General features: G+C 48.4%; 16 protein-coding genes. 4 read left to right on the forward strand and 12 right to left on the reverse strand.

Features of this window, described 5'->3' with window-relative positions:
- The first annotated feature begins 123 nt into the window (after positions 1-123).
- Positions 124-321 (forward strand): hypothetical protein, encoded by a 198-nt coding sequence (locus tag SHEWANA3_RS04285; RefSeq protein WP_041412554.1) that lies wholly within the window; start codon positions 124-126, stop codon positions 319-321.
- A gap of 15 nt (positions 322-336) precedes the next feature.
- Complete coding sequence (locus SHEWANA3_RS04290) at positions 337-825, forward strand: hypothetical protein (protein ID WP_011715965.1); 489 nt, start codon at positions 337-339, stop codon at positions 823-825.
- Positions 826-1,259: 434 nt separating this feature from the next.
- On the opposite strand, the gene putA is transcribed toward SHEWANA3_RS04290, so the two are convergent.
- The 4 genes from putA to SHEWANA3_RS04310 all read right to left on the reverse strand — a co-directional run bounded on the left by putA (position 1,260) and on the right by SHEWANA3_RS04310 (position 7,452).
- Positions 1,260-4,454 (reverse strand): bifunctional proline dehydrogenase/L-glutamate gamma-semialdehyde dehydrogenase PutA, encoded by a 3,195-nt coding sequence (gene putA, locus SHEWANA3_RS04295; protein WP_011715966.1) that lies wholly within the window; start codon positions 4,452-4,454, stop codon positions 1,260-1,262.
- A 258-nt stretch (positions 4,455-4,712) separates the two neighbouring features.
- Positions 4,713-5,261 carry a TIGR04211 family SH3 domain-containing protein gene (locus tag SHEWANA3_RS04300; RefSeq protein WP_011715967.1) on the reverse strand — a complete coding sequence of 183 codons (549 nt, stop codon included), beginning with the start codon at positions 5,259-5,261 and terminating at the stop codon, positions 4,713-4,715.
- A gap of 195 nt (positions 5,262-5,456) precedes the next feature.
- Positions 5,457-6,746 carry an inorganic phosphate transporter gene (locus SHEWANA3_RS04305; protein WP_011715968.1) on the reverse strand — a complete coding sequence of 430 codons (1,290 nt, stop codon included), beginning with the start codon at positions 6,744-6,746 and terminating at the stop codon, positions 5,457-5,459.
- A 25-nt stretch (positions 6,747-6,771) separates the two neighbouring features.
- A complete protein-coding gene (locus SHEWANA3_RS04310) occupies positions 6,772-7,452 on the reverse strand; it encodes a TIGR00153 family protein (protein ID WP_011623862.1) in 681 nt (226 codons plus the stop codon).
- A 231-nt stretch (positions 7,453-7,683) separates the two neighbouring features.
- Between SHEWANA3_RS04310 and SHEWANA3_RS04315 the strand changes: the two genes are divergently transcribed.
- Entirely contained in the window at positions 7,684-9,195 is a 1,512-nt protein-coding gene (locus SHEWANA3_RS04315) for a CYTH and CHAD domain-containing protein (protein WP_011715969.1), read from the forward strand.
- Between the two features lie 53 nt (positions 9,196-9,248).
- Here the strand turns inward: SHEWANA3_RS04315 and SHEWANA3_RS04320 are convergent, their stop codons facing one another.
- From SHEWANA3_RS04320 to SHEWANA3_RS04355, 8 genes are all read right to left on the reverse strand, one after another.
- On the reverse strand, positions 9,249-10,073 hold the full coding sequence (locus tag SHEWANA3_RS04320) for an ion transporter (RefSeq protein ID WP_011715970.1): 825 nt from the start codon (positions 10,071-10,073) through the stop codon (positions 9,249-9,251).
- Between the two features lie 133 nt (positions 10,074-10,206).
- Positions 10,207-10,536 carry a hypothetical protein gene (locus SHEWANA3_RS04325; protein ID WP_011715971.1) on the reverse strand — a complete coding sequence of 110 codons (330 nt, stop codon included), beginning with the start codon at positions 10,534-10,536 and terminating at the stop codon, positions 10,207-10,209.
- A 107-nt stretch (positions 10,537-10,643) separates the two neighbouring features.
- Positions 10,644-11,297, reverse strand: a complete 654-nt coding sequence (locus tag SHEWANA3_RS04330; RefSeq protein ID WP_011715972.1) for a hypothetical protein — start codon at positions 11,295-11,297, stop codon at positions 10,644-10,646.
- Between the two features lie 149 nt (positions 11,298-11,446).
- Positions 11,447-12,136, reverse strand: a complete 690-nt coding sequence (locus tag SHEWANA3_RS04335; RefSeq protein WP_011715973.1) for a PspA/IM30 family protein — start codon at positions 12,134-12,136, stop codon at positions 11,447-11,449.
- Positions 12,137-12,148: 12 nt separating this feature from the next.
- Complete coding sequence (locus SHEWANA3_RS04340; RefSeq protein WP_007645549.1) at positions 12,149-12,562, reverse strand: DUF2170 family protein; 414 nt, start codon at positions 12,560-12,562, stop codon at positions 12,149-12,151.
- A 78-nt stretch (positions 12,563-12,640) separates the two neighbouring features.
- Positions 12,641-14,374 (reverse strand): polyamine aminopropyltransferase, encoded by a 1,734-nt coding sequence (locus SHEWANA3_RS04345; RefSeq protein WP_011715974.1) that lies wholly within the window; start codon positions 14,372-14,374, stop codon positions 12,641-12,643.
- A 4-nt stretch (positions 14,375-14,378) separates the two neighbouring features.
- On the reverse strand, positions 14,379-15,278 hold the full coding sequence (locus tag SHEWANA3_RS04350; RefSeq protein ID WP_011623854.1) for a DUF350 domain-containing protein: 900 nt from the start codon (positions 15,276-15,278) through the stop codon (positions 14,379-14,381).
- A 15-nt stretch (positions 15,279-15,293) separates the two neighbouring features.
- Positions 15,294-16,271, reverse strand: a complete 978-nt coding sequence (locus SHEWANA3_RS04355) for a hypothetical protein (protein ID WP_011715975.1) — start codon at positions 16,269-16,271, stop codon at positions 15,294-15,296.
- 257 nt (positions 16,272-16,528) lie between these two features.
- Here SHEWANA3_RS04355 and glnE point away from each other — a divergent pair, with 257 nt between their 5' ends.
- Positions 16,529-19,393 (forward strand): bifunctional [glutamate--ammonia ligase]-adenylyl-L-tyrosine phosphorylase/[glutamate--ammonia-ligase] adenylyltransferase, encoded by a 2,865-nt coding sequence (gene glnE / locus SHEWANA3_RS04360; protein WP_011715976.1) that lies wholly within the window; start codon positions 16,529-16,531, stop codon positions 19,391-19,393.
- Positions 19,394-19,438: the final 45 nt, after the last annotated feature.

Here is a 19,438-nt window from a genome sequence, read left to right on the forward strand (position 1 = left end):
ATCAATAACTGGACATTTAAAATGGGTGGCACAATCAATTTAGAAAATAATTAATTTTTAAGCTTTTTATAGCAGTCAGTATAAGTTTAAACTCTGAATTAATGACCTACAATGGAGTTAAAAATGGTAAAACATAGCAATAAAAGCTCAAAAGATGACAACGATAATAAAGCTAAGTCTGATAGTTCATATGGTAGGCTGATTTATACAAATGATAGCGTATTGCAAAGAGAACCATCAGGACAAAGAGGCGGGGTAGATATTACTCAACGAACTACGACGCCACCTGAACCCGGAGCGGGAAAAAACACCGGAAAGTAATAAAAAGGTGAATTTATGGTAAGTAAAAGATGGGACATACTGTGGAATACTAGACTTGGTGTTCGTTACCACATGCACTTACAGAACTTTTACTCAAAGGCTGGAAAATTTATAACTGTGTTTTCCCTTGTAACAAGCTCTGCAGCTTTTGTAACGATTTATCAGAACAATACTACATGTGCAAAAGTTTTGGCATGTCTTGTTACTTTAGCTCAGATCCTAGATTTAGTTGTTGATACTAAAGGGAGGTCATTATTTCACGCCTCACTTAGACAGAAATATCTGTACTTAGAGTCAGACATAATTGCTAAGGAAGAACACAGTGAAGATGAATTAACAACCTTTCAACAACGTAGAATCAGTATTGAAATGGAAGAACCACCGATTATGAATTCAGTAATTGATTTATGCCATAACGAATTAGTCAAAGTTCACAATTGCGGTGACGATAAATTAGAAAAAATGGATGCCTGGCCTTCTATAAAGGCTTGGTTCTTCAGTTAGTGAGAGTTATCGAGAATTTATCGAAAAGCTGATTGATTGACACATCCATTTTTTAATTTTGCAACGAAAAGACAAAATTGAGGCATGTTCAAGCTAACAGGATACTCAATGGTTAGCAGGATTAAGCGCCGACATGGAAGTGACCGTCCGTGACATGGATGTCACGGTCGAGCATACAAGGATGTACTTGCTGCGTGTCACTGAAATGACGGTGCTTAATCATTGATTAGATAAGTTTATCGATGCATGTATGTAAGCAAAAACGGGGTGTAACTCTTTTAGGATTAGCTACCGACACCAAGACAACGGAAGTTTATGGTCGAGCCACTGATTCCTATGATCATTTCTCTCATTGAATATAGGTATACACATTCATTAGCCCATAAAAAAGCCAGACTGAGTCTGGCTTTCGTTTATCAATAAGTCGTTAGGACTTAGGCGTCGCTATCACCCAGTGACAACAGGGTCGCATTACCACCGATAGCGGTGATGTTGTTAGTGCGTGTCTTTTCAGTCACGAAGCGAGTTAAGTAGTGTGGACCACCGGCTTTTGGACCTGTGCCTGACAGACCTTGGCCGCCGAAAGGCTGTACGCCAACGACTGCGCCGATTTGGTTACGGTTGATGTACACGTTACCTACGTTAACCTTGTCAGCTACTTCGAGGGCATGGCCTTCGTTACGGCTGTGGATACCTAAGGTTAAGCCAAAGCCTGTGCTGTTGATTTCATCGATCACATGGGCAAGTTCAGATGCCTTGTAACGGATTACGTGCAGGATTGGACCAAAGTGTTCTTTTTCAAGCACTTTGATTGAGTCGATTTCAACGGCAGTTGGCGACACAAAGTGACCGTTTTCAGTGCCCGCTGGCAGGGACATTTGCTTGATAAGCTTGCCCACTTGCTTGATGTGGTCGATATGGGCGTCAAGGTTCGCCTTCGCGGTCGCATCGATAACTGGGCCTACGTCGGTTTTCACTGAACTTGGGTTGCCAATCACTAACTCATCCATCGCACCTTGGAGTACGTCGATAACGCGGTCAGCAATATCTTCCTGTAGGAAGAGTACACGCAGCGCCGAGCAGCGTTGACCCGCGCTGGTGAAGGATGAAGATACTACATCGTTAACCACTTGTTCTGGCTGAGAAGTAGAGTCAACCACCATAGCGTTTTGACCACCAGTTTCGGCGATTAATGGAATAATTGCGCCTTCACGGTTGGCCAGTGTGCGGTTGATGAGTTTGGCTGTGCCCGTTGAACCGGTAAAACATACGCCGCCGATGCGCTCATCTGCCGTCAGTGCGTTACCTACGGTAGCGCCTGTGCCTGGTAGATATTGCAGCACGTCCGTTGGAATACCCGCTTGGTGTGCGAGCTGCACTGCACGGTAACCAATGATAGAGGTTTGCTCTGCAGGTTTAGCTACTACAGTGTTACCCGCAGCGAGGGCTGCTGATACTTGGCCTAGGAAGATAGCCAATGGGAAGTTCCATGGGCTGATACAGACGAACACACCGCGACCTTGGAGGAAGAGTTCGTTTAATTCACCCGTTGGGCCAGGGAGCAGTTCAGGTTTTGACATCAGCTTCTTAGCTTGCACCGCGTAGTAGCGGCAGAAGTCTACGGCTTCACGCACTTCATCGATACCGTCTTGAATGCTCTTGCCCGCTTCACGGGTACACAGAGCAATCAGTTCTTCGCGGTTTTCTTCTAACAGGTCCGCAAGCTTTTGCAGGGCTGAGGCGCGTACTTCAACCGGAGTACGAGTCCAAGTTGCAAACGCCGCATCGGCAGAGGCCACAGCTTGTTCGATAGCCGCTTTGTCAGCAAAGGCCACTTGACCCACAGTTTGGGTGGTATCGAATGGGCTCACCACGGTTTTGTGCTCGCCAGTTAAGGTTTGGCCATTAACCAGAGGGCCCGCTTGCCACTGCGTCGATTTGAATTTGTCTAAGGCCGCGAAGAATGGCTCTGCTTCTGAAATGATGTTCATATTGAGTCCCTTGGAATTTTTGCGATCGCTACCGAAGATGTCGGTAGGTAAAACGATTTTGTTGTTAGCCAGGGTTTTGTAGCCTGTCAGGGTTTTCAGTGGGTGAACCACTAAAGACTCGATAGGGGTTTTAGGATCGACCAGCTTGTGTACGAACGAGGTGTTCGCACCGTTTTCCAGTAGGCGACGCACTAAGTAGGGCAGTAGATCTTTATGGGCACCGATTGGGGCGTAGATACGTACCGCTTTCGCGCCAGCTTCCGACAGAATAGTGTCGTACAGCTCTTGTCCCATGCCGTGTAGGCGTTGGAACTCGTGGTTACGATCGCCCGCCATATCTGAAATCGCGGCAACGGTTTGCGCGTTGTGGCTGGCAAATTGGGGGTAAATCGCGCCGCGGGTGGCGTCAGATAACAGGTAACGCGCACAGGCTAAGTAAGATACGTCGGTACCTGCTTTGCGGGTGTAGAGTGGGTATGCGGCTTCGCCAGCTTGTTGTGCCCATTTCAGCTCACTATCCCAGTAAGCGCCTTTCACTAAGCGAACCGGAATTTCGTCGCCTTGCTCTTTCGCTAGACGGGTTAACCATACCAGTACAGGCAGGGCGCGCTTAGAGTAAGCTTGCACTACGATACCGAGTAAGCCCCAACCCTTAGTGGCGTCAGCGTTAAACAGCTTTTGGAACAGTTTTAATGACAGTTCGAGGCGGTCAACTTCTTCGGCGTCGATAGAAATACCGATATTTAAGCCACGGGCTAACTTAATCAGGCGAATAACTGTGTCATACAGCTCGGTCAGTACACGGTCTTCGTTAGCGACTTCGTAACGTGGGTGCAGTGCCGACAGCTTGATCGAAATGGTTGGGCGTGGAGATTCGTTTTCGTTATAGCTTTGCGCGCCTAACTCGGTAATCGCATTGGCATAATCGTTAAAGTATTTTTCGGCATCCTTACGCGTCAGCGCGGCTTCACCCAGCATATCGTAGGAGTGGGTATAACCTAATTTACGCTTGTCTTCACTGTTCTTGAGCGCTTCTTTCATGGTGCGACCGAGAACGAACTGCTTACCCATGATCTTCATCGCCGCCATCATGGCTTGGCGGATCACAGGCTCACCTAAACGGTTTACTAAACGGCTTAACAGGTTGCTTGGCGTACCATCGATTTTTTTATCGAGTTTGACGATTTTGCCAGTGAGCATTAAGCCCCAAGTGGAGGCGTTAACCAGTACCGAATCGCTCTTGCTTAAGTGTTCATCCCATTTTGCGCCTGAGAGTTTATCTTCAATCAAGGCGTCGGCGGTGGCCGCATCGGGAATACGCAGCAGGGCTTCGGCTAAACACATCAGGATAATCCCTTCCTGTGTTTCTAAGCTGTATTGCTGCAGGAAGGCGTCGATGCCAACCATTAAACCTTTCTTATCGAATTGACGAACTTTGTTGACCAGTTCGTGGGCACGACGAGTGACGCGCTCGATGGCTTCATCACTGGAGGGCACTAGTTTGATTAGCTCTGACAAGTATTGTTCTTCATCGACAATGTAGTTGTCGGTGACGGCTTTGAACAGTTCGTCGAGATTGGCAGAATCGTAGCGGCCTGCCAGCACTTCACTCGCTTTGAACATAGTAATCGCTTCCATCTTGGCCAGTTGTTTTCGGCTCTATTGTTGAAACAAAAATGGGGGGCGCGAAACGCATTTGATATTTTGTATACAATATGAAGCTTTGCGCGCGCAGATTATACAACCAAAATGTGACGGACAACACTATAGCGTGAAAGAATGTGAAGATTGTTTGATTAGCTTGTTACGCGCCAGATGTAACGCTCAATTGACAAAAAAGCCAGTGTTTGAAAACACTGGCTTTTGATTTTACTTTCAGGTGATTCGCGTAAAAATTTACATCCAACGCTTTTTATTGCGGCGCTGTGGTCTCGGCAGATACACCAAAATCACCCCCACCACTAAACCGGCCGCTGCTATCAAACCACCTTCACGCCATAGGGCAAATTGTGCTTCCTGAGCGCTGCGATCCACGGCCACTTTCAAACTGTCACGCTCTTGAGTGGTTTTGTTAAGCATAGCTTCGGCTTCGGTCAGCTTGGCTTTAAGTTCGGCCACTTCATCGGCGTGGTTATCGGTTGAGCTCATCACTTCGTCCAGTTTTGCCTTGGCTTCAGCCAGTTCACTGGTGAGTGACGATACTTGCTCGCGAAAACTGGTGGTAGAACTAATCATGTTAGTTGGTACCCAACCTTCGCGACCCTTGTGGTCGACAATTTTGGAGTAATCGCCTTGGGTTTCGCCCAATAAGGTAATAGGTTGTCCCGCTTCAATCGAGCCTAAGATACGGTAGTCTGTACTCGGACCATTGAGAATATAAAGAAACACGTTGTCCGAGATATAACGGGGTTGGCCTTCGGCCAGCAGGTTGGGGGAGAGTAACATCATTCCCACCAGAGTCAGCATTCTTAACACTTTTGTATTCTCATCAACGAAATAGTGACCACATGCTAGGGATTTGAGGCCTGCAATGCAAGAGGGAAGTCATAGACTTCCCTCAACTTTGCCGCATCCATGCTAGCGATTCCTGTGTGTTTTGTGCGTTTCTACGGCAGGCTTGCCATAGTCACCTTGGGCTTCTTAGTTAAAGATACCTTTAATCATAAAGAAGAAGATGATCGACAGACCCGCACCCGCAGGTAAGGTTACCACCCAAGACACAACAATATTACGTACTACACCGATATTGATTGCAGCAATACCACGGGCCATACCCACACCTAATACCGCACCCACTAAGGTTTGTGTAGTTGAGATAGGTAAACCAGTACCAGAGGCAATAACTACGGTTGATGCTGCAGCTAATTCGGCAGCAAAACCACGGCTTGGGGTTAAGTGAGTGATGTTTTTACCAATGGTTTGCATCACGCGCTTACCGAAGATTGCCAGACCCATCACGATACCAACGGCACCTAAAGGCAGGATCCACCAAACTAACGCAGACTTAGACGCAATTTGACCGCCACTGTTTACCACAGACACAACCGCCGCTAATGGGCCAATCGCGTTAGCTACGTCGTTTGAACCGTGGGCGAACGCCATACAACAGGCGGTGAGTACCATCAGGATAGCAAACACTTTTTCAACGTTAGCGTACATGGTTTTGTGGGTGGCTTTCTCATCCATTTTTAAACGAGAAATTACCACTTTACCCACGATACCCACGATCAGCGCAATCACACCGGCTAACAAGTACGCTTCGGCACCTTTTAAGTGAATACCAACGTGTGATAGACCCTTAAGGATGGTGACTAACGACATGATAAAGCCCGCAAATGCCATGTAGAAAGGCACATAGCGTTTCGCGTTAGCGAGTGGGTTATCTGTGTTGAAAATCAGTTTTTGCGTGCTTTGGAACAGAATGAAAGCCATAAAGCCAGAGATTGCAGGGGTGATGACCCAAGAGCCAACGATACCACCTACTTTTTCCCAAGCGACTGAATCAGTGCCAACACCCACAGCCGCGAAGCCGATAATCGCACCCACGATTGAGTGAGTGGTCGATACTGGCCAGCCTAAGGCTGATGCGACAACTAACCAAATCCCTGCGGCTAACAGCGAGCCAATCATGCCGTATACCAGCAATTCAGGGGTTTGGGTAAAGTAACTTGAATCAATAATACCGTTACGGATCGTACTGGTTACTTCGCCGCCGGCTAAGTAAGCACCAGCAAATTCGAAGATCATTGCGATAATAATCGCTTGTTTAATAGTAATAGCGTTGGAACCCACAGAGGTTCCCATTGCATTGGCCACGTCGTTCGCACCAATACCCCACGCCATTAGAAAACCAAACGCGGCCGCAATGGCAATAAGCCACGGCCCATTAGTGGCTAAGACGTTAGCCACCTCCATACCTGCATCAACCATATTGATACCTTGATAACCTTATTTATTAAACGCGAGCCAGCATAAGCTCAAGACGCGAACCGACTCGTTCGGCAAGATCTGCAAGACCGCCGACCCATTCAATCGTTTTATAGAGGAACATCACATCGACAGGATTCAATTCTGATTCCAATGCAAATAGTTGACGACGTAATTGAATTTGTAGATCGTCAGTATCTTCTTCGATGATATCGAGTTCGTTGATCATTTTAGCCACTAAGTCGACTTCACGACCGCGGAAACCTGCTTCAAGCAAATCTTCGAGTTCGTTAATGACTTGTTTTGCAAGACCTACTGCGTCGATACAACGTTGTAGATACGCAATAAAGGGCACTTGCATGACCTGAGGGATTAATAATTGACGGCCGATAACACGACCAGAGATATCTTTTGCTTTGTTAGCGATTTTGTCTTGTTGAGTCAGTAGTTCCAATAGATCTGTACGCTCAACTGGCATAAACAAACCGCTTGGCAGAGTGAGGCGAATTTCACGCTTGAGTGAGTCACCTTGCTTTTCCGCTAAACTGATTTGCTTGCGTAGTTGAACTGCGCCATCCCAGTTACCTGTGATGGTGGCTTCGAAAAAGGGGACCAGTAACGATGCGCAATCGTAGACTTTGTCCATGTGCTCTTGAAGAGGCTTGATTGGCGATTTTGCAAACACGCCCAAAATAGAGTTTACTGGCATTGCCGTTTACCTATTTAGATTGTTCCATGATTGGAAAAAGCGGGCGCATGTTACCCTATGCGTCCGCGTATTGAAACTGTGTTTTTTGAGAAAAAATCACAGCTTTATTCTAACGGGTTATATACCAACTTCAAAACCAAATCCTACGGGATTTTTATGACACATTTGTGACATTATGAACTAAAAGTGACGCATCAATGAATCTTTGATGACAAAATGAGCGGTGCCGCAATGAATGCAGAGATAGAATTAAAACTGTTTTTCCTCCCTAAGTTTCAAGAATCCTTGATAAATAAGTTAGATAGCCTGCCAAACGCCACTCCGCAGGGAAAGCGCCGCTTAAGCAACGGTTACTTTGATACACCCGGATTACAATTACGCCAATGGGACATGGGGTTAAGGGTGCGCGGGTTCGATGGTCACAAAGAGCAAACCATTAAGACGGCGGGGCAAGTGGTTGGCGGGATCCATTCTCGTCCCGAATATAACGTCACCATTGAAGCCGACAGCCCAAATTTAAGCCTCTTTCCCGCCAATATCTGGCCCGCCAATGCCGATTTAGCCTCAGTGCAAGCGGCACTTGGCTGCGTATTTCACACCGATTTTTATCGCCGAGCTTGGCATGTGACTCTCCAAGAGAGCCTTATAGAGGTTGCCTTGGACACGGGGGACATTACCGCTAATGGTCAGCATGAAGCCCTCTGCGAACTCGAATTTGAGCTATTGTCGGGGGATGCCAGTGCCTTATTAACCTTGGCGACGCAAGTGGCCGACAGCGTCCCTGTTCGTTTAGGTAAAGCCAGTAAGGCGCAGCGCGGCTATCGACTCGCGGGGCAATCTAAGCCGCTAACCTTAAGTGCACTCGAGTATTTACCACTGCCCGTGCCTGAAGATCTCAACCTTCATCAGCCCCACCAACAGGATTTAATTGCCACTTGCCAAGTCTTACTGGAAACTGCGCTCGAACGTTGGCAGTTGCTCGAAGCCATGATTGCCGAAGAACACGATAACGAAGCCGTCATTGCCCTGTGGTGGCGGATGCGCGCCTGTATCCGTTTATTACGGATAACGCTGAGCCAGTTTGGCCTCGCTAACGCTACTTTGATGCAGCACTTTACTCTGATTGAATCCCAGCAGGTGTTCATTGAGGAGGCACAGGCCCTAGCAGCTTTGCTCGGTAGTCAAAAAGGCTTATTCACTCGGCACGATGCCCGTCAAGCCTTGATGCAACAACTACAGCTGCAATTTGAGGCCATGGATATCTCTGGGCGGTTAGACTCACTCTGGCAAAGTGTTGAATACGGTCAATTGCAGTTAGCGATTGTCGAGATCCTATTGGCGCTCAGCGCGGGTAAGCTCGAGCTGCCCGCAGAACTTGGATTATCCCAGCATGCTGATAATGCACAGGAAGCCTCATGGCAGGCGGTTTTGGCTGCCATGCCTAGCGATAAGACCATGACAGCCGAGGATTATTTACAGTGCGCGGCGTTACTCGATGAGAGTATTCAAGTCGGGCAAGCCTATGGGCTTTTGTATGAAGCAAAATCCCGCGATGCTTTCAGGGCACCTTGGCAGGATTTAGTGTTAGGGATTAGAACCTTAGCTTGTTATCAGCAATTAACGCTGGCGGCGCAAGCCCTTGGCATCGATTTAAGCGACTGGCTTGAGGCTAAGCAGCAAAGCTTACTTTTTGCGATGGAGGCATCGAGACAAAACGCGATGACGCAAACGACCTATTGGTAAACGGCCGATTGGTCGTCACCACTTTGAATAAAGTTTAGGAAGGCCATGCCTTCCTAATTCTTTTGGGCTTCCAATGCCTGTTTTAACTCGGCAATTTTGGCCAACATCTGCGCCTGATTCTGCTCCATCTGCCGCTGGTTTTCTTCCATTCTGGCAAGAGCCATTTCGAGTTCGCTTTTAATCTCTGCCTTATGCGCGTCCTGACGTTCTTGGCGCTCACTTTCATCGGGGGCGACAAATACCGAGGCCATATAACCCGAAATCACCCCGAAAAAGCTTACGCCACTGACTATCACTATACCGCCCACAATATGCCCTGCGGTGCTGACGGGATAAAAATCGCCATAACCCACGGTCGAAATCGTCACTAAGGCCCACCATATGGCTTGCTCGGCGGTTTGGATATTGGCGCCTTCGGTACCACTTTCGACAATCAGAATGATGATAGATGCGAAGGTTAAAATGGTCACCATAGCGACCAGTAAACTGGCGAGGGTGGCTTGTTTACGCTGCTTTATCAAGGGAATAAGGTAGGAGCGACTCATGCGGATTAAACGAATTACCCGCAAAATTTGGAACACCCTCGCGATGCGTAGTGCCTCGATGGCGGGAATACTGGCGATAAAATCGATCCAATGATGGCGCAGATAAAAAACTTTATCGCGTGCGCGAAACAGGCCAACGAAAAAGTTGACCATAAAAATCATGCAAATCGTGGTATCGATAAAAAACAGTAATCGGTAGGTTTCTTTGTCGAGTCGGCCAAAGGTCATCACTAACACTATGATGACCGAGAGCAGCGATAACAGCATCATGGCGAATTCGAAGGGAGATGGATTACCCAAAGAGCGGAGCGACCAAGGGGTTTTATCTGTCATGCCTAACATGATCCCTGTGTTTTAAGGCGAATGTCTAAGGTAAAAGAGTTTACGCTATGAGTAAATTAACTTTGTGATAAATCGCCCGACTTAGGTTTATCGGGCGCTTAAATGCTGAGAGGCGTAACAGCAATTAATCTTCGGCGACAAAGCGTACTAAGTCTTCGAGCACGCGGCGTTTAATCTCAAGCTGAGAATCGGCGCTAAGGCCGTATTTTTCAGCGAGTTGTACATAATCTTCGGCGTTTAGAGAGACGGTTAAGCGGGGACGAGTCGGACGTTTTGAAACACTTAAGCCCAAAATGGTACGGATCTGATCGGAAGGGCTGACACCCGCATCGAGTGCGGCTTTACGAATTGAATATTGAAACTTTTCATCGAGATCGAAGGCCACTTGCGTCGCTTTTGCGGCTTGCTGGTTCTTTTGCCATTGCTCTGGGAGAGGGTGTTTCGTTTTACTCATTAGGCGTTACCTGTTGCTATCAACCGTACAATTCGAGCGAATTTAATTGGGATTGTAATGGCTTAAGCAATAAAGTGCGAGTCGCGCACTTTATCGTATGCCAAACTTTATTGACCGGGCCAGTAGTCACGAATGTCCGACAGGGGGCGGTATAAGGTCAGTACCACATCGGTATCGCCTCCCTCGTACACTTCGACTTCTACCGCGCGGCTTTCGTCATCATCGAGCAGTAAATAATATTCGAAGGGCTCGCCGGTTGCACCATTGGCATCCTGCGGTGGTTTTAGGCCGCGGTAGTCTTCGCGGTGAAAATAGCCAAACAGCGCAAAGGTCACTTGATGGTATTGCTTACCCAGCCATTGTTCGAGCTGCTCGGCTAACTGTGGCGACAACTCCTGAGTGGTGAGTTCGGCATGACCTGGTTCATCGAACAGGGTACTGAATTGCTCTAAATCGAATAACTGTTCCACCTGCGCGCGGGTAATTTTCATAGAGAAGGCGAGGTAAGTTTCATCGTCTTCTTCAATACTCAAAAATAGCGTCTCGCTACCATGACCCTTAAGTACCCACTCGGTTTGCTGATTGCGTTCAAACTCATAGGTATTCACCGCTTCGACTTTCAGTTGTTGACCGCGCAATTGTGGCGGCAGAGCAAAACTATTGTCGATGGAGATCATATCGCCGATCTTGAGCGCAGAGGGATGATTGAGTTCACGCGCTGGCGGCGCCTTTTTACCAAAAATACTGTTAAAAAATCCCATATTCGCTCCTAAACAGTGCGCACAATGCCAAAGCTCACGCTATGAGTGGGTGATTGGACATATTCGCGTGTCTAAAACAAAAAACAAAAAAGCCGAGCACAATAGGGGGTGATGGTCCCATCGGTGCTCGGCGTTTGGTCAATCATGAATTAGCTTTTACGTGCCTTGATACGTTCGAGCACGGCGTTGGCATTCGATTTTTGCTCACCAATGCCAGCTTCCGCTAATTTGGCCTGCAATGATTTATCGCTGCCTTCTTCGGCTAAGGTTTCAGCGGCTTTCAATCTGTCGTCAAACTGTTGTTGACGCGCCTTGATACGCTCTAATGAATCTTTGGCATTCAGCAGCTTAGAGTTGCTTGAGGCAAAAGAGTCGGTAATGGTCGCCGTCGCCTTTTGTACGCTTTCAGTGGTTTTAACCATGCTTAACTGACGTTGATAATCAGACAGTTGACGCTCGGTTTTCTTCACTAAATCTTTCAGACGTACTGCATGGGCGCTGAAGCTATCATTAGCAGTTTGCTGCTCAGCCAGCTCTTGCTCTAATTGAGCAATTTTTTCAGCTACTTCAATGGCTAAGGCTTCGTTGCCTTTATCTAAAGCTTGCGTTGCATAGCCTTCGTGTTCGGCAATTGAGCGCTTTAAGCGGTCAACTTCACGGCTGGCTTGCATTTCTTTCGCCATCACATCGGTCAGTTCGCGCTTGGCGTTGGTTAAGTGTTTCTCGGCATCACGGATTTCCTGTTCGAAAATTCGAGTCGAGTTTGCGTCTACGATGCTTTGGCCAACTTCGGTGGCACCACCGCGAAACGCTGTTAAAATTTTGTTCAGAATGCCCATAATTGTGGCTCCTTATTTCAGATAGTCGACCATTTCATCGATAACTTCTAAGCAGTTATCGGATAAGACTGCTAACTCTTGCTCGATTTCGAGCATGCTAGATTGCAGAGACAGCGCGCCGTAAACCACGTATTTGTCATCAATTTTGGCAAAGGCTGACAATGGCATTGGAATGTTTAATTCGAGCATGGTTTCAAACATTTCGCTGCGACGTTCTTGGTTTACTTCGTTCTCGCCCCACAGGTAGCTGATGCAGAGAATTTGGTTGTCCGTCACCGATACGAATACCGGGATTTCTTCACGGCCGACCACATTCACTTGCAACACTTCGACTTCACCATCAATTGGATAGCAATCGAATTGGAAGCCGGTCTGGCTGTTATTGCCAAGGCTGTTGAGGTGATTAGCAAGAGTATGGATATTCATATTTGTCCTTATTGACATATTATGTCTGTATTCAAAGATAGCACCGAGACATAATATGTCAAGCACTATCTTTATCCGTTAAAAAAGATCCAGTCCTTGGGTTTCGGACCATGCCTGTTGATGATAATGGTACAACTGTAACGAACCGAGTTCGTTAGGCTTAATACTGGCGGCGTCCTGATAAAAATTGGCAGGAAATTCAAAGGCACCTTTGACTAAACCTAAGGTTAACCAGTCATCCGCTATCGGTAGTGTGGTCAGCTCGCCAAGGCGATGCTGGGCATCCTTTCCAGATAGGGTGGCAATACTCCAGCCCCATTCTCCAAAGCTTGGGACGTTATGGTGATACTGTTTTACGTCAAACCCCGCTAAGGCCAAGGTTTTGGCTACCGAGATAAAGGCCTTTTGCGCGTGATAGGGTGAGGTTGACTGTACAGTCAGAGCGCCATCATTGCTCATTAGTTCCTTGAGCTTGCGATAGAAATAATCCGAATAGAGCTTATTTAAATCGGGATGGCTAGGATCGGGCAAGTCCACAATAATGGCGTCGTATTTATCTCCTGCGGCAATCAATTTATCGACTCCATTAAAGGCATCGTCGTTAATCACCTTAACGCGAGGATCGTTAAAGGCATTGCCATTAAGGGCTAACAGGGCTTGGCTTAGGCGTTTAGGCATATCCGTATCGGGCGTTTTAAAGAGTTGCACCAATGCGGCATCAAGATCGAGCAAGGTCACTTGCTCAGGTTCCCAACGCAGCACTTGCTTTAGGCCCAGTCCATCACCACCACCAATGATTAATACCTTGTTGTGGCGAGCGCTGGCCGCAAGCGTTGGGTGAACTAAAAACGCATGGTAGATATGCTCATCGATACTCGAAAACTGTAATCGGCCATTGATATACAAAGAGTATATGGGGGAGAGGCCATTGCCGCGTAAGCGCTCGGTAAAGGTAAGTTGTTGAAAACGCGTGGCCTTAGCGTAAACCACTTTGTCTTTATAAAGTAGATTGTTGAACTGTTGCTCCCAACTCGGCCCTTGAATGGCGAGCAATAATAATACGCCCGTGACCACAAAATGCCCCGCGAGCAATAATTTTGCTCTTTGGATTTTGGGCCAAAAACGCCAGATAAACACAAAGCCGGCGAGCAAGTTAAAGCTGGCGGTCAGAGCTGCGGCGAGTTGAATATCGATGGCCAGCATAAAGCCGACCCAAATGGCCGCGCCAATGCCTGCACCAATATAGTCGGCGCCATAAATGGTACCGGCATTATGCAGTAAGTGTTCATCTGATAGGGATTGTCTCACCCTCGCGATCAGCGGAATTTCCATCCCGATCATCAAGCCGAGCAGCACGCCCCAGACATAGGGCAGATGTTCGCTCAGCTTTTGCAGCGAGCCAATCATGCCACCTTCGGGCAGTTGATCCGGTGGTAAACCTAAGGTGGAGGCGATAAGCATCGGCAGCTGCTGACCAAAACCTATCACGGCAGCGGTAATTAAAATCGCCAGCGAGCCACAGAGCGCGACCGTGAGTTCCAGCACCACAAAGCCAGTAAAGGCATCTTTAATTTTGCGTGCGGCAAAGGCGCCAAGACCCATGGAGACGATCATCAGGCCGATCATAGTGTAAATGGCGGCTTCTAACGCGCCTAAGATCCGGCCTGCGTAGTGGGACAACAGGTATTCGTAGATCAGGCCGCACCCAGCGAGCACGGCCATAATGCCCAATAGTAGGACATCATCGAACCAGCTTAGGCGACTCGTTTGTACCGCTTGAGTCGCCGAGCTGGTTGTTTGGGATTCGTGCATTGGATTACGCCATTAGGGCCGTGAGAATAAGTGCGATAGCAATACTGATGGCCATTTCTACGGCAGCGATACCAATGTTGTGCTGTCTTTCGACTTCATCCGCTAAATCGATTCGTGCCAGCACCAGCTTTTTGATCACAAATAGCAGCAGTGTCAGTACCACCAACATGATGATGGAGAACACTAACCAGCCGATGATGTTAGTCACATAGGCGGTTGGGTTGAACAGGATAAAATGACTCGCGGCATTAAAGCTTAGTGCCATGGCGATCATAAAGCCTGCGTGGCGAATGGCTAACGCAGTGTGGCCTTGGGCGAGCGCCTGTTGCATAGAAGAGTCTTGATTACGACTCGCGAAGCGTTTTTCGCGTAGGCGGGTGAGTAGCACTAGCATCAACTGCGAAATCGCAAAGGCGCTGAAGATGGCGATAAAGGTATCGAGTGTTAAATCCTCGGCCCATAGCAGTACGGCGCGAATAATGATCGCGGTAGCGATGGCCGCGCTCGCATCCACAATGGCGACAGACACGTTGCCTTTAAGGATTTGCTGGTTCTTATCTAACTCGTTTAGCGCGATTTTGTCGTGTAAAAAGCGCCCGAGTTTAATCAGCACTAAACCAAATAACCCGTAGGCGCTCATGCCAATAGCTTCGGTTAAATACGAGGGCGCAGCGGCGCCAGTGATTGCACCCGTTAGCACTATGCCGAGCGCGGCAACGGCGCCAGCGGTACTGATCCCAAAGGCAAAGTTATCGCGTTCAGCCAGTTCTTTACTGCTGTTGACTCTGACGCTCCAGCCCTGCAAATAACGCATTAATGTCAATAAGATAACCGCAATAGTGAGGTCAATTGCCAGTATGGTGACTAGCTCTGGTGTGATACCGAAATCCTGAAATAATGTCATGGGAGATCCTTTAGTTTACTTGCCTCGGCGCACACTGCGGGTCGTGCGGTTGCTGGAATTACGGAAACTGCTGTCTTTAGAATAATTTGAGCGGAATTTACTGCCCGACTGCGCGCTCGACTTATTCGCTGTGGTATTGGTTTTAGGTGCGCTGCTGCTCTCACGGGAGAGAGCCGTGGCACCTGTACGCGATTTTGAATAGGGGCTGTCGAAGCGTTTCCCTTGAGAATCGAAACGTTTTTTGGTCTGCTCGAAGGTTTTTTCCTGCGCCTGTGCTTGTTTTGGCGAGGTGTAGCGATAGCGACCTACGTCGTTGTAATAGCTGTAGCCACGGTTACCCGACCAACGGTCGTAATAAATGGGGCGGTGGAAAATATTCGAAAACATCGAATACATGCCGTACCAAGCCCAGAAGGACATGCCGCTCGAGTCTGTCTGCCAGCTACCGTAAGCCGGGTTACCCACCAATTGGCTACCAGGGCCAAAATCTTCGGCATTATTGGCAAGGGCCGCCGCTTCACGGCTGATGGCATTAACACGGGCAAGCTTGCCCTCCGACATATCGGCAATCACGTTCACTGGATCGGAAAGCATGTCGTTATACAGGCTGGGATCGGCCGCTTGATAAAGGTTCTCAACCTCGGCGAGTTGCTGGTCGAGATCGGTAAAGTTAGCCGAGTTTTTGGCATCGTCTAAGCGGCGCTTCAGCGAGGTATACATTGGCCCTTCGGCGGTCGAATCCTTGGCTAATTCATCCAAGAGTGGCGCGAAATCGGGCTTTTGCTGTTTGAGCAAACTGCTGTATTGCTTGAGCAGATTGGCGTTACGTACTTGGCCGTCCTCGAGCATAGTATTGAGTGTCGAGAGGCGCTGCTGAGTGAGTTGTTGATACTTCTCAATTTTCTCTGGCCTGTCATCGCCACAACCCGTAAGCGATAAGGTCGCAGCCAAAATGAGTATCGACGTGAGAACCCGCATTAGCATTCCTGCCATGTTTTCTCCAAAAGTGCTGAAATAAAACTCAAATATGGGCGGACAATAATAATCGACTTGCCCAATATGTTTGCCTCACAGGTTATAGTACCCTAAACAGCCAAGAAAGAGGGGGCCACTTTCTGTTGGGCTGAGCTTGCATTTGCCATGGAGGGAAATTTGCCTTGAGGCATGGCAATGGCATCAAACCTGATGTGGCTTCATTCTATATCACTTATGACATAATATGTCGACGTTTAAATTTGTTAGGGATTATTATGGCCGTACAAAAAGACAGTAATAAGTCATTGTCTCCCCTTGTTACTCAAGCCGCAGAGCGGCATTGGGCACGCCTCGCCGAAGTATGGTCAGAAGGACTGGCAAATTTAACGCCTGCGCAGCAGCAGGAACTGAAAAACGTTTTAGGATTAAGCGATTATATCGCAGCGCAGTTAACTCGGTCACCCGAGTGGATTAACACTTTATTCGCGGGCGATTTGCAGCAAGTGGAGCGGCAGACCTTTGATGCCCAGTTACACGATCAGTTAAGTAGTTCGACGACTGAAGATCTCGCAAAACGTCAATTACGCCGATTCCGTAACTATCAAATGGTGCGTTTAGCCTGGCGAGATTTTTTAGATTACGCCAGCTTAGAGGAGTCACTGTTAGACCTCTCGGCACTCGCCGAAGCGTTAGTGATCGGGGCAAGGGATTGGCTCTATAAGGAAATGTGTACCCAATATGGCACGCCAATGGATAAGGCGGGCAATCCGCAGCCATTGCTTATTTTGGGCATGGGCAAGCTCGGTGGGCGTGAGCTTAACTTCTCCTCCGATATCGACCTGATTTTTACCTTCCCCGAACATGGCGAAACCGTGGGTGGGCGCCGAAGCCTAGATAACCAACAGTTTTTCATCCGTATGGGGCAGCGGCTAGTTAATTTACTCGACCAAATTACCGTCGATGGGTTTGTGTTCCGCGTCGACATGCGCCTACGTCCCTACGGCGAGAGCGGCCCATTGGTGGTGAGCTTCAGTGGTCTTGAGGATTATTACCAAGAGCAAGGGCGCGATTGGGAACGCTATGCCATGGTCAAAGCTCGTTCGCTTGGGCCTTGGAACCATTTTTCCGACGAATTACACAGCTTGCTGCGCCCCTTTGTTTATCGCCGCTATATCGACTTCTCGGCGATTGAATCCCTGCGCAAAATGAAACAACTCATTGCCCAAGAGGTGCGTCGCCGTCAGTTAACCGACAATATTAAACTCGGTGCCGGCGGGATACGTGAAGTGGAGTTCGTGGTGCAAAGCTTCCAGCTGATCCGCGGCGGTCGTGAACCCGCCCTGCGCCAGCAGAGCCTATTTGGGGCCATGGATACCCTTTACAGTCTAGGGCAATTCGAATACTTAGCGGTCGATGAGTTAAAACACAGTTACTTATTACTGCGCCGAGTCGAGAACCTGTTACAGGCAATTGATGATAAGCAAACCCAGACTCTGCCAAATAATCCCCTCGATTGGGCAAGACTGTGCGCAGTGCTGAATATGACCAACGAAACCGATCTTCGCACCCATATTGAGGCGGCGATGGCGAAAATTCATCGTCATTTTAAAGCCACAGTTGGCGGTGAAGAAGGTGAGGAAAAAGCCGAGCATTGGACTGCGCAGCTGTGGAATGTGCAGCAGGACGACCACGCAGTTAATCTCCTCGCCGAGCAGCAGATTGACGACGATAAACTCTGGCCGCTGCTTAGCAGTTGGCGCGACACAGTGACGAAACGATCGATTGGTCCTCGTGGCCGTGAGACCTTGGATAAATTAATGCCAAGGTTGCTCGACGAGTTACTCAATCAGCCGAGTCCTTCAGCGGCCTTCGAGCCTGTCTCAAAGGTACTGGAGCAAATTCTGACGCGCACGACCTATCTCGAATTGCTATGCGAAAATCCTGGCGCCCGTCAGCAGCTCGTGAGTCTGTGCTGCGCCAGCCCTTGGATTGCGGCACAGCTTGCTAAATTCCCGATGTTGCTCGATGAGCTTATCGACCCTGCGCATCTATATGACACTACATCACTCGATGATTATCCCAGTGAATTGCGCCAGTATCTTCTGCGAGTACCTGAGGAGGATATGGAGCAGCAAATGGAGGCGCTGCGCCAGTTTAAGTTGTCACAACAGCTGAAAATTGCCGCCGCCGATGTCACTGGTGTTTTGCCCGTGATGCAGGTGAGCGACCACTTAACCTTTTTGGCCGAAGCCATTATTGAGCAAGTGGTGATACAGGCATGGCAGCAAGTAGCGGTTCGCCATGGTGTGCCCAGTTATCTTGAGGAAGGTAACGACACCGGCTTTGCGGTCATAGGCTATGGCAAGTTAGGCGGTATCGAACTGGGTTACGGTTCGGATCTGGATTTAGTCTTCCTCTACGAAGCGCCCGAAAACATGGCCAATAGCCTCACCAATGGCGATAGACCGATAGAAGTGGGCCATTTTTATTTGAAACTGGCTCAACGTATTCTGCACTTATTCTCGACTCGAACCACCTCGGGTGAATTGTATGAAGTGGATATGCGCCTGCGTCCGTCTGGCTCATCGGGGTTAATGGTGAGTGAGATTGCGCGCTTTGGCGAGTATCAAACGCAGGAGGCTTGGACTTGGGAGCATCAAGCCTTAGTACGTTCACGTTTTGTGTTTGGCGATAATAGTTTAGCCGCTAAATTTAGCCAGATCCGCGCATCGGTGCTCGAGCAGGCAAGGGACAAAGACGAGCTGAAAAAGGCCGTGCGTGAGATGCGCCAAAAGATGCGCGATCATTTACTCAAGGTCAGTGAAGGTGAATTCGACTTGAAACAGAGCCCCGGCGGGATCACGGATATTGAGTTTATCGCCCAATATTTAGTGCTTGCTCATGCACATGAGTATCCTGAACTGTCGATTTGGTCTGATAACGTGCGTATTTTTGGTGTGCTGGCCGAGCTTGAGCTTTTGCCGCTGATGAGTGCGCAGCACTTAACTCAGAGTTATTGCTGGCTAAGGGATGAAAATCATCGTCTCACCCTGCAACAAAAAGCCGGTAAGTTAGCCTATGCCGATGTGGAAGAACATGCTGAAAGGGTGATGAATATTTATCGAAATATACTCGAATAGCTAAAGCTACGGAGGAATAGCAGGGCGGTTAACGCCATTCCTTGC

Source organism: Shewanella sp. ANA-3 (assembly GCF_000203935.1).
GTDB lineage: Bacteria > Pseudomonadota > Gammaproteobacteria > Enterobacterales > Shewanellaceae > Shewanella.

Excerpts from the sequence above, each read along its gene's own strand:
- SHEWANA3_RS04285 (WP_041412554.1), top strand. The coding sequence starts at position 124 with ATGGTAAAACATAGCAATAAAAGCTCAAAAGATGACAACGATAATAAA.
- SHEWANA3_RS04290 (WP_011715965.1), top strand. The coding sequence starts at position 337 with ATGGTAAGTAAAAGATGGGACATACTGTGGAATACTAGACTTGGTGTT.
- putA (WP_011715966.1), bottom strand. The coding sequence starts at position 4,454 with ATGGAAGCGATTACTATGTTCAAAGCGAGTGAAGTGCTGGCAGGCCGC.
- SHEWANA3_RS04300 (WP_011715967.1), bottom strand. The coding sequence starts at position 5,261 with ATGTTACTCTCCCCCAACCTGCTGGCCGAAGGCCAACCCCGTTATATC.
- SHEWANA3_RS04305 (WP_011715968.1), bottom strand. The coding sequence starts at position 6,746 with ATGGTTGATGCAGGTATGGAGGTGGCTAACGTCTTAGCCACTAATGGG.
- SHEWANA3_RS04310 (WP_011623862.1), bottom strand. The coding sequence starts at position 7,452 with ATGCCAGTAAACTCTATTTTGGGCGTGTTTGCAAAATCGCCAATCAAG.
- SHEWANA3_RS04315 (WP_011715969.1), top strand. The coding sequence starts at position 7,684 with ATGAATGCAGAGATAGAATTAAAACTGTTTTTCCTCCCTAAGTTTCAA.
- SHEWANA3_RS04320 (WP_011715970.1), bottom strand. The coding sequence starts at position 10,073 with ATGACAGATAAAACCCCTTGGTCGCTCCGCTCTTTGGGTAATCCATCT.
- SHEWANA3_RS04325 (WP_011715971.1), bottom strand. The coding sequence starts at position 10,536 with ATGAGTAAAACGAAACACCCTCTCCCAGAGCAATGGCAAAAGAACCAG.
- SHEWANA3_RS04330 (WP_011715972.1), bottom strand. The coding sequence starts at position 11,297 with ATGGGATTTTTTAACAGTATTTTTGGTAAAAAGGCGCCGCCAGCGCGT.
- SHEWANA3_RS04335 (WP_011715973.1), bottom strand. The coding sequence starts at position 12,136 with ATGGGCATTCTGAACAAAATTTTAACAGCGTTTCGCGGTGGTGCCACC.
- SHEWANA3_RS04340 (WP_007645549.1), bottom strand. The coding sequence starts at position 12,562 with ATGAATATCCATACTCTTGCTAATCACCTCAACAGCCTTGGCAATAAC.
- SHEWANA3_RS04345 (WP_011715974.1), bottom strand. The coding sequence starts at position 14,374 with ATGCACGAATCCCAAACAACCAGCTCGGCGACTCAAGCGGTACAAACG.
- SHEWANA3_RS04350 (WP_011623854.1), bottom strand. The coding sequence starts at position 15,278 with ATGACATTATTTCAGGATTTCGGTATCACACCAGAGCTAGTCACCATA.
- SHEWANA3_RS04355 (WP_011715975.1), bottom strand. The coding sequence starts at position 16,271 with ATGGCAGGAATGCTAATGCGGGTTCTCACGTCGATACTCATTTTGGCT.
- glnE (WP_011715976.1), top strand. The coding sequence starts at position 16,529 with ATGGCCGTACAAAAAGACAGTAATAAGTCATTGTCTCCCCTTGTTACT.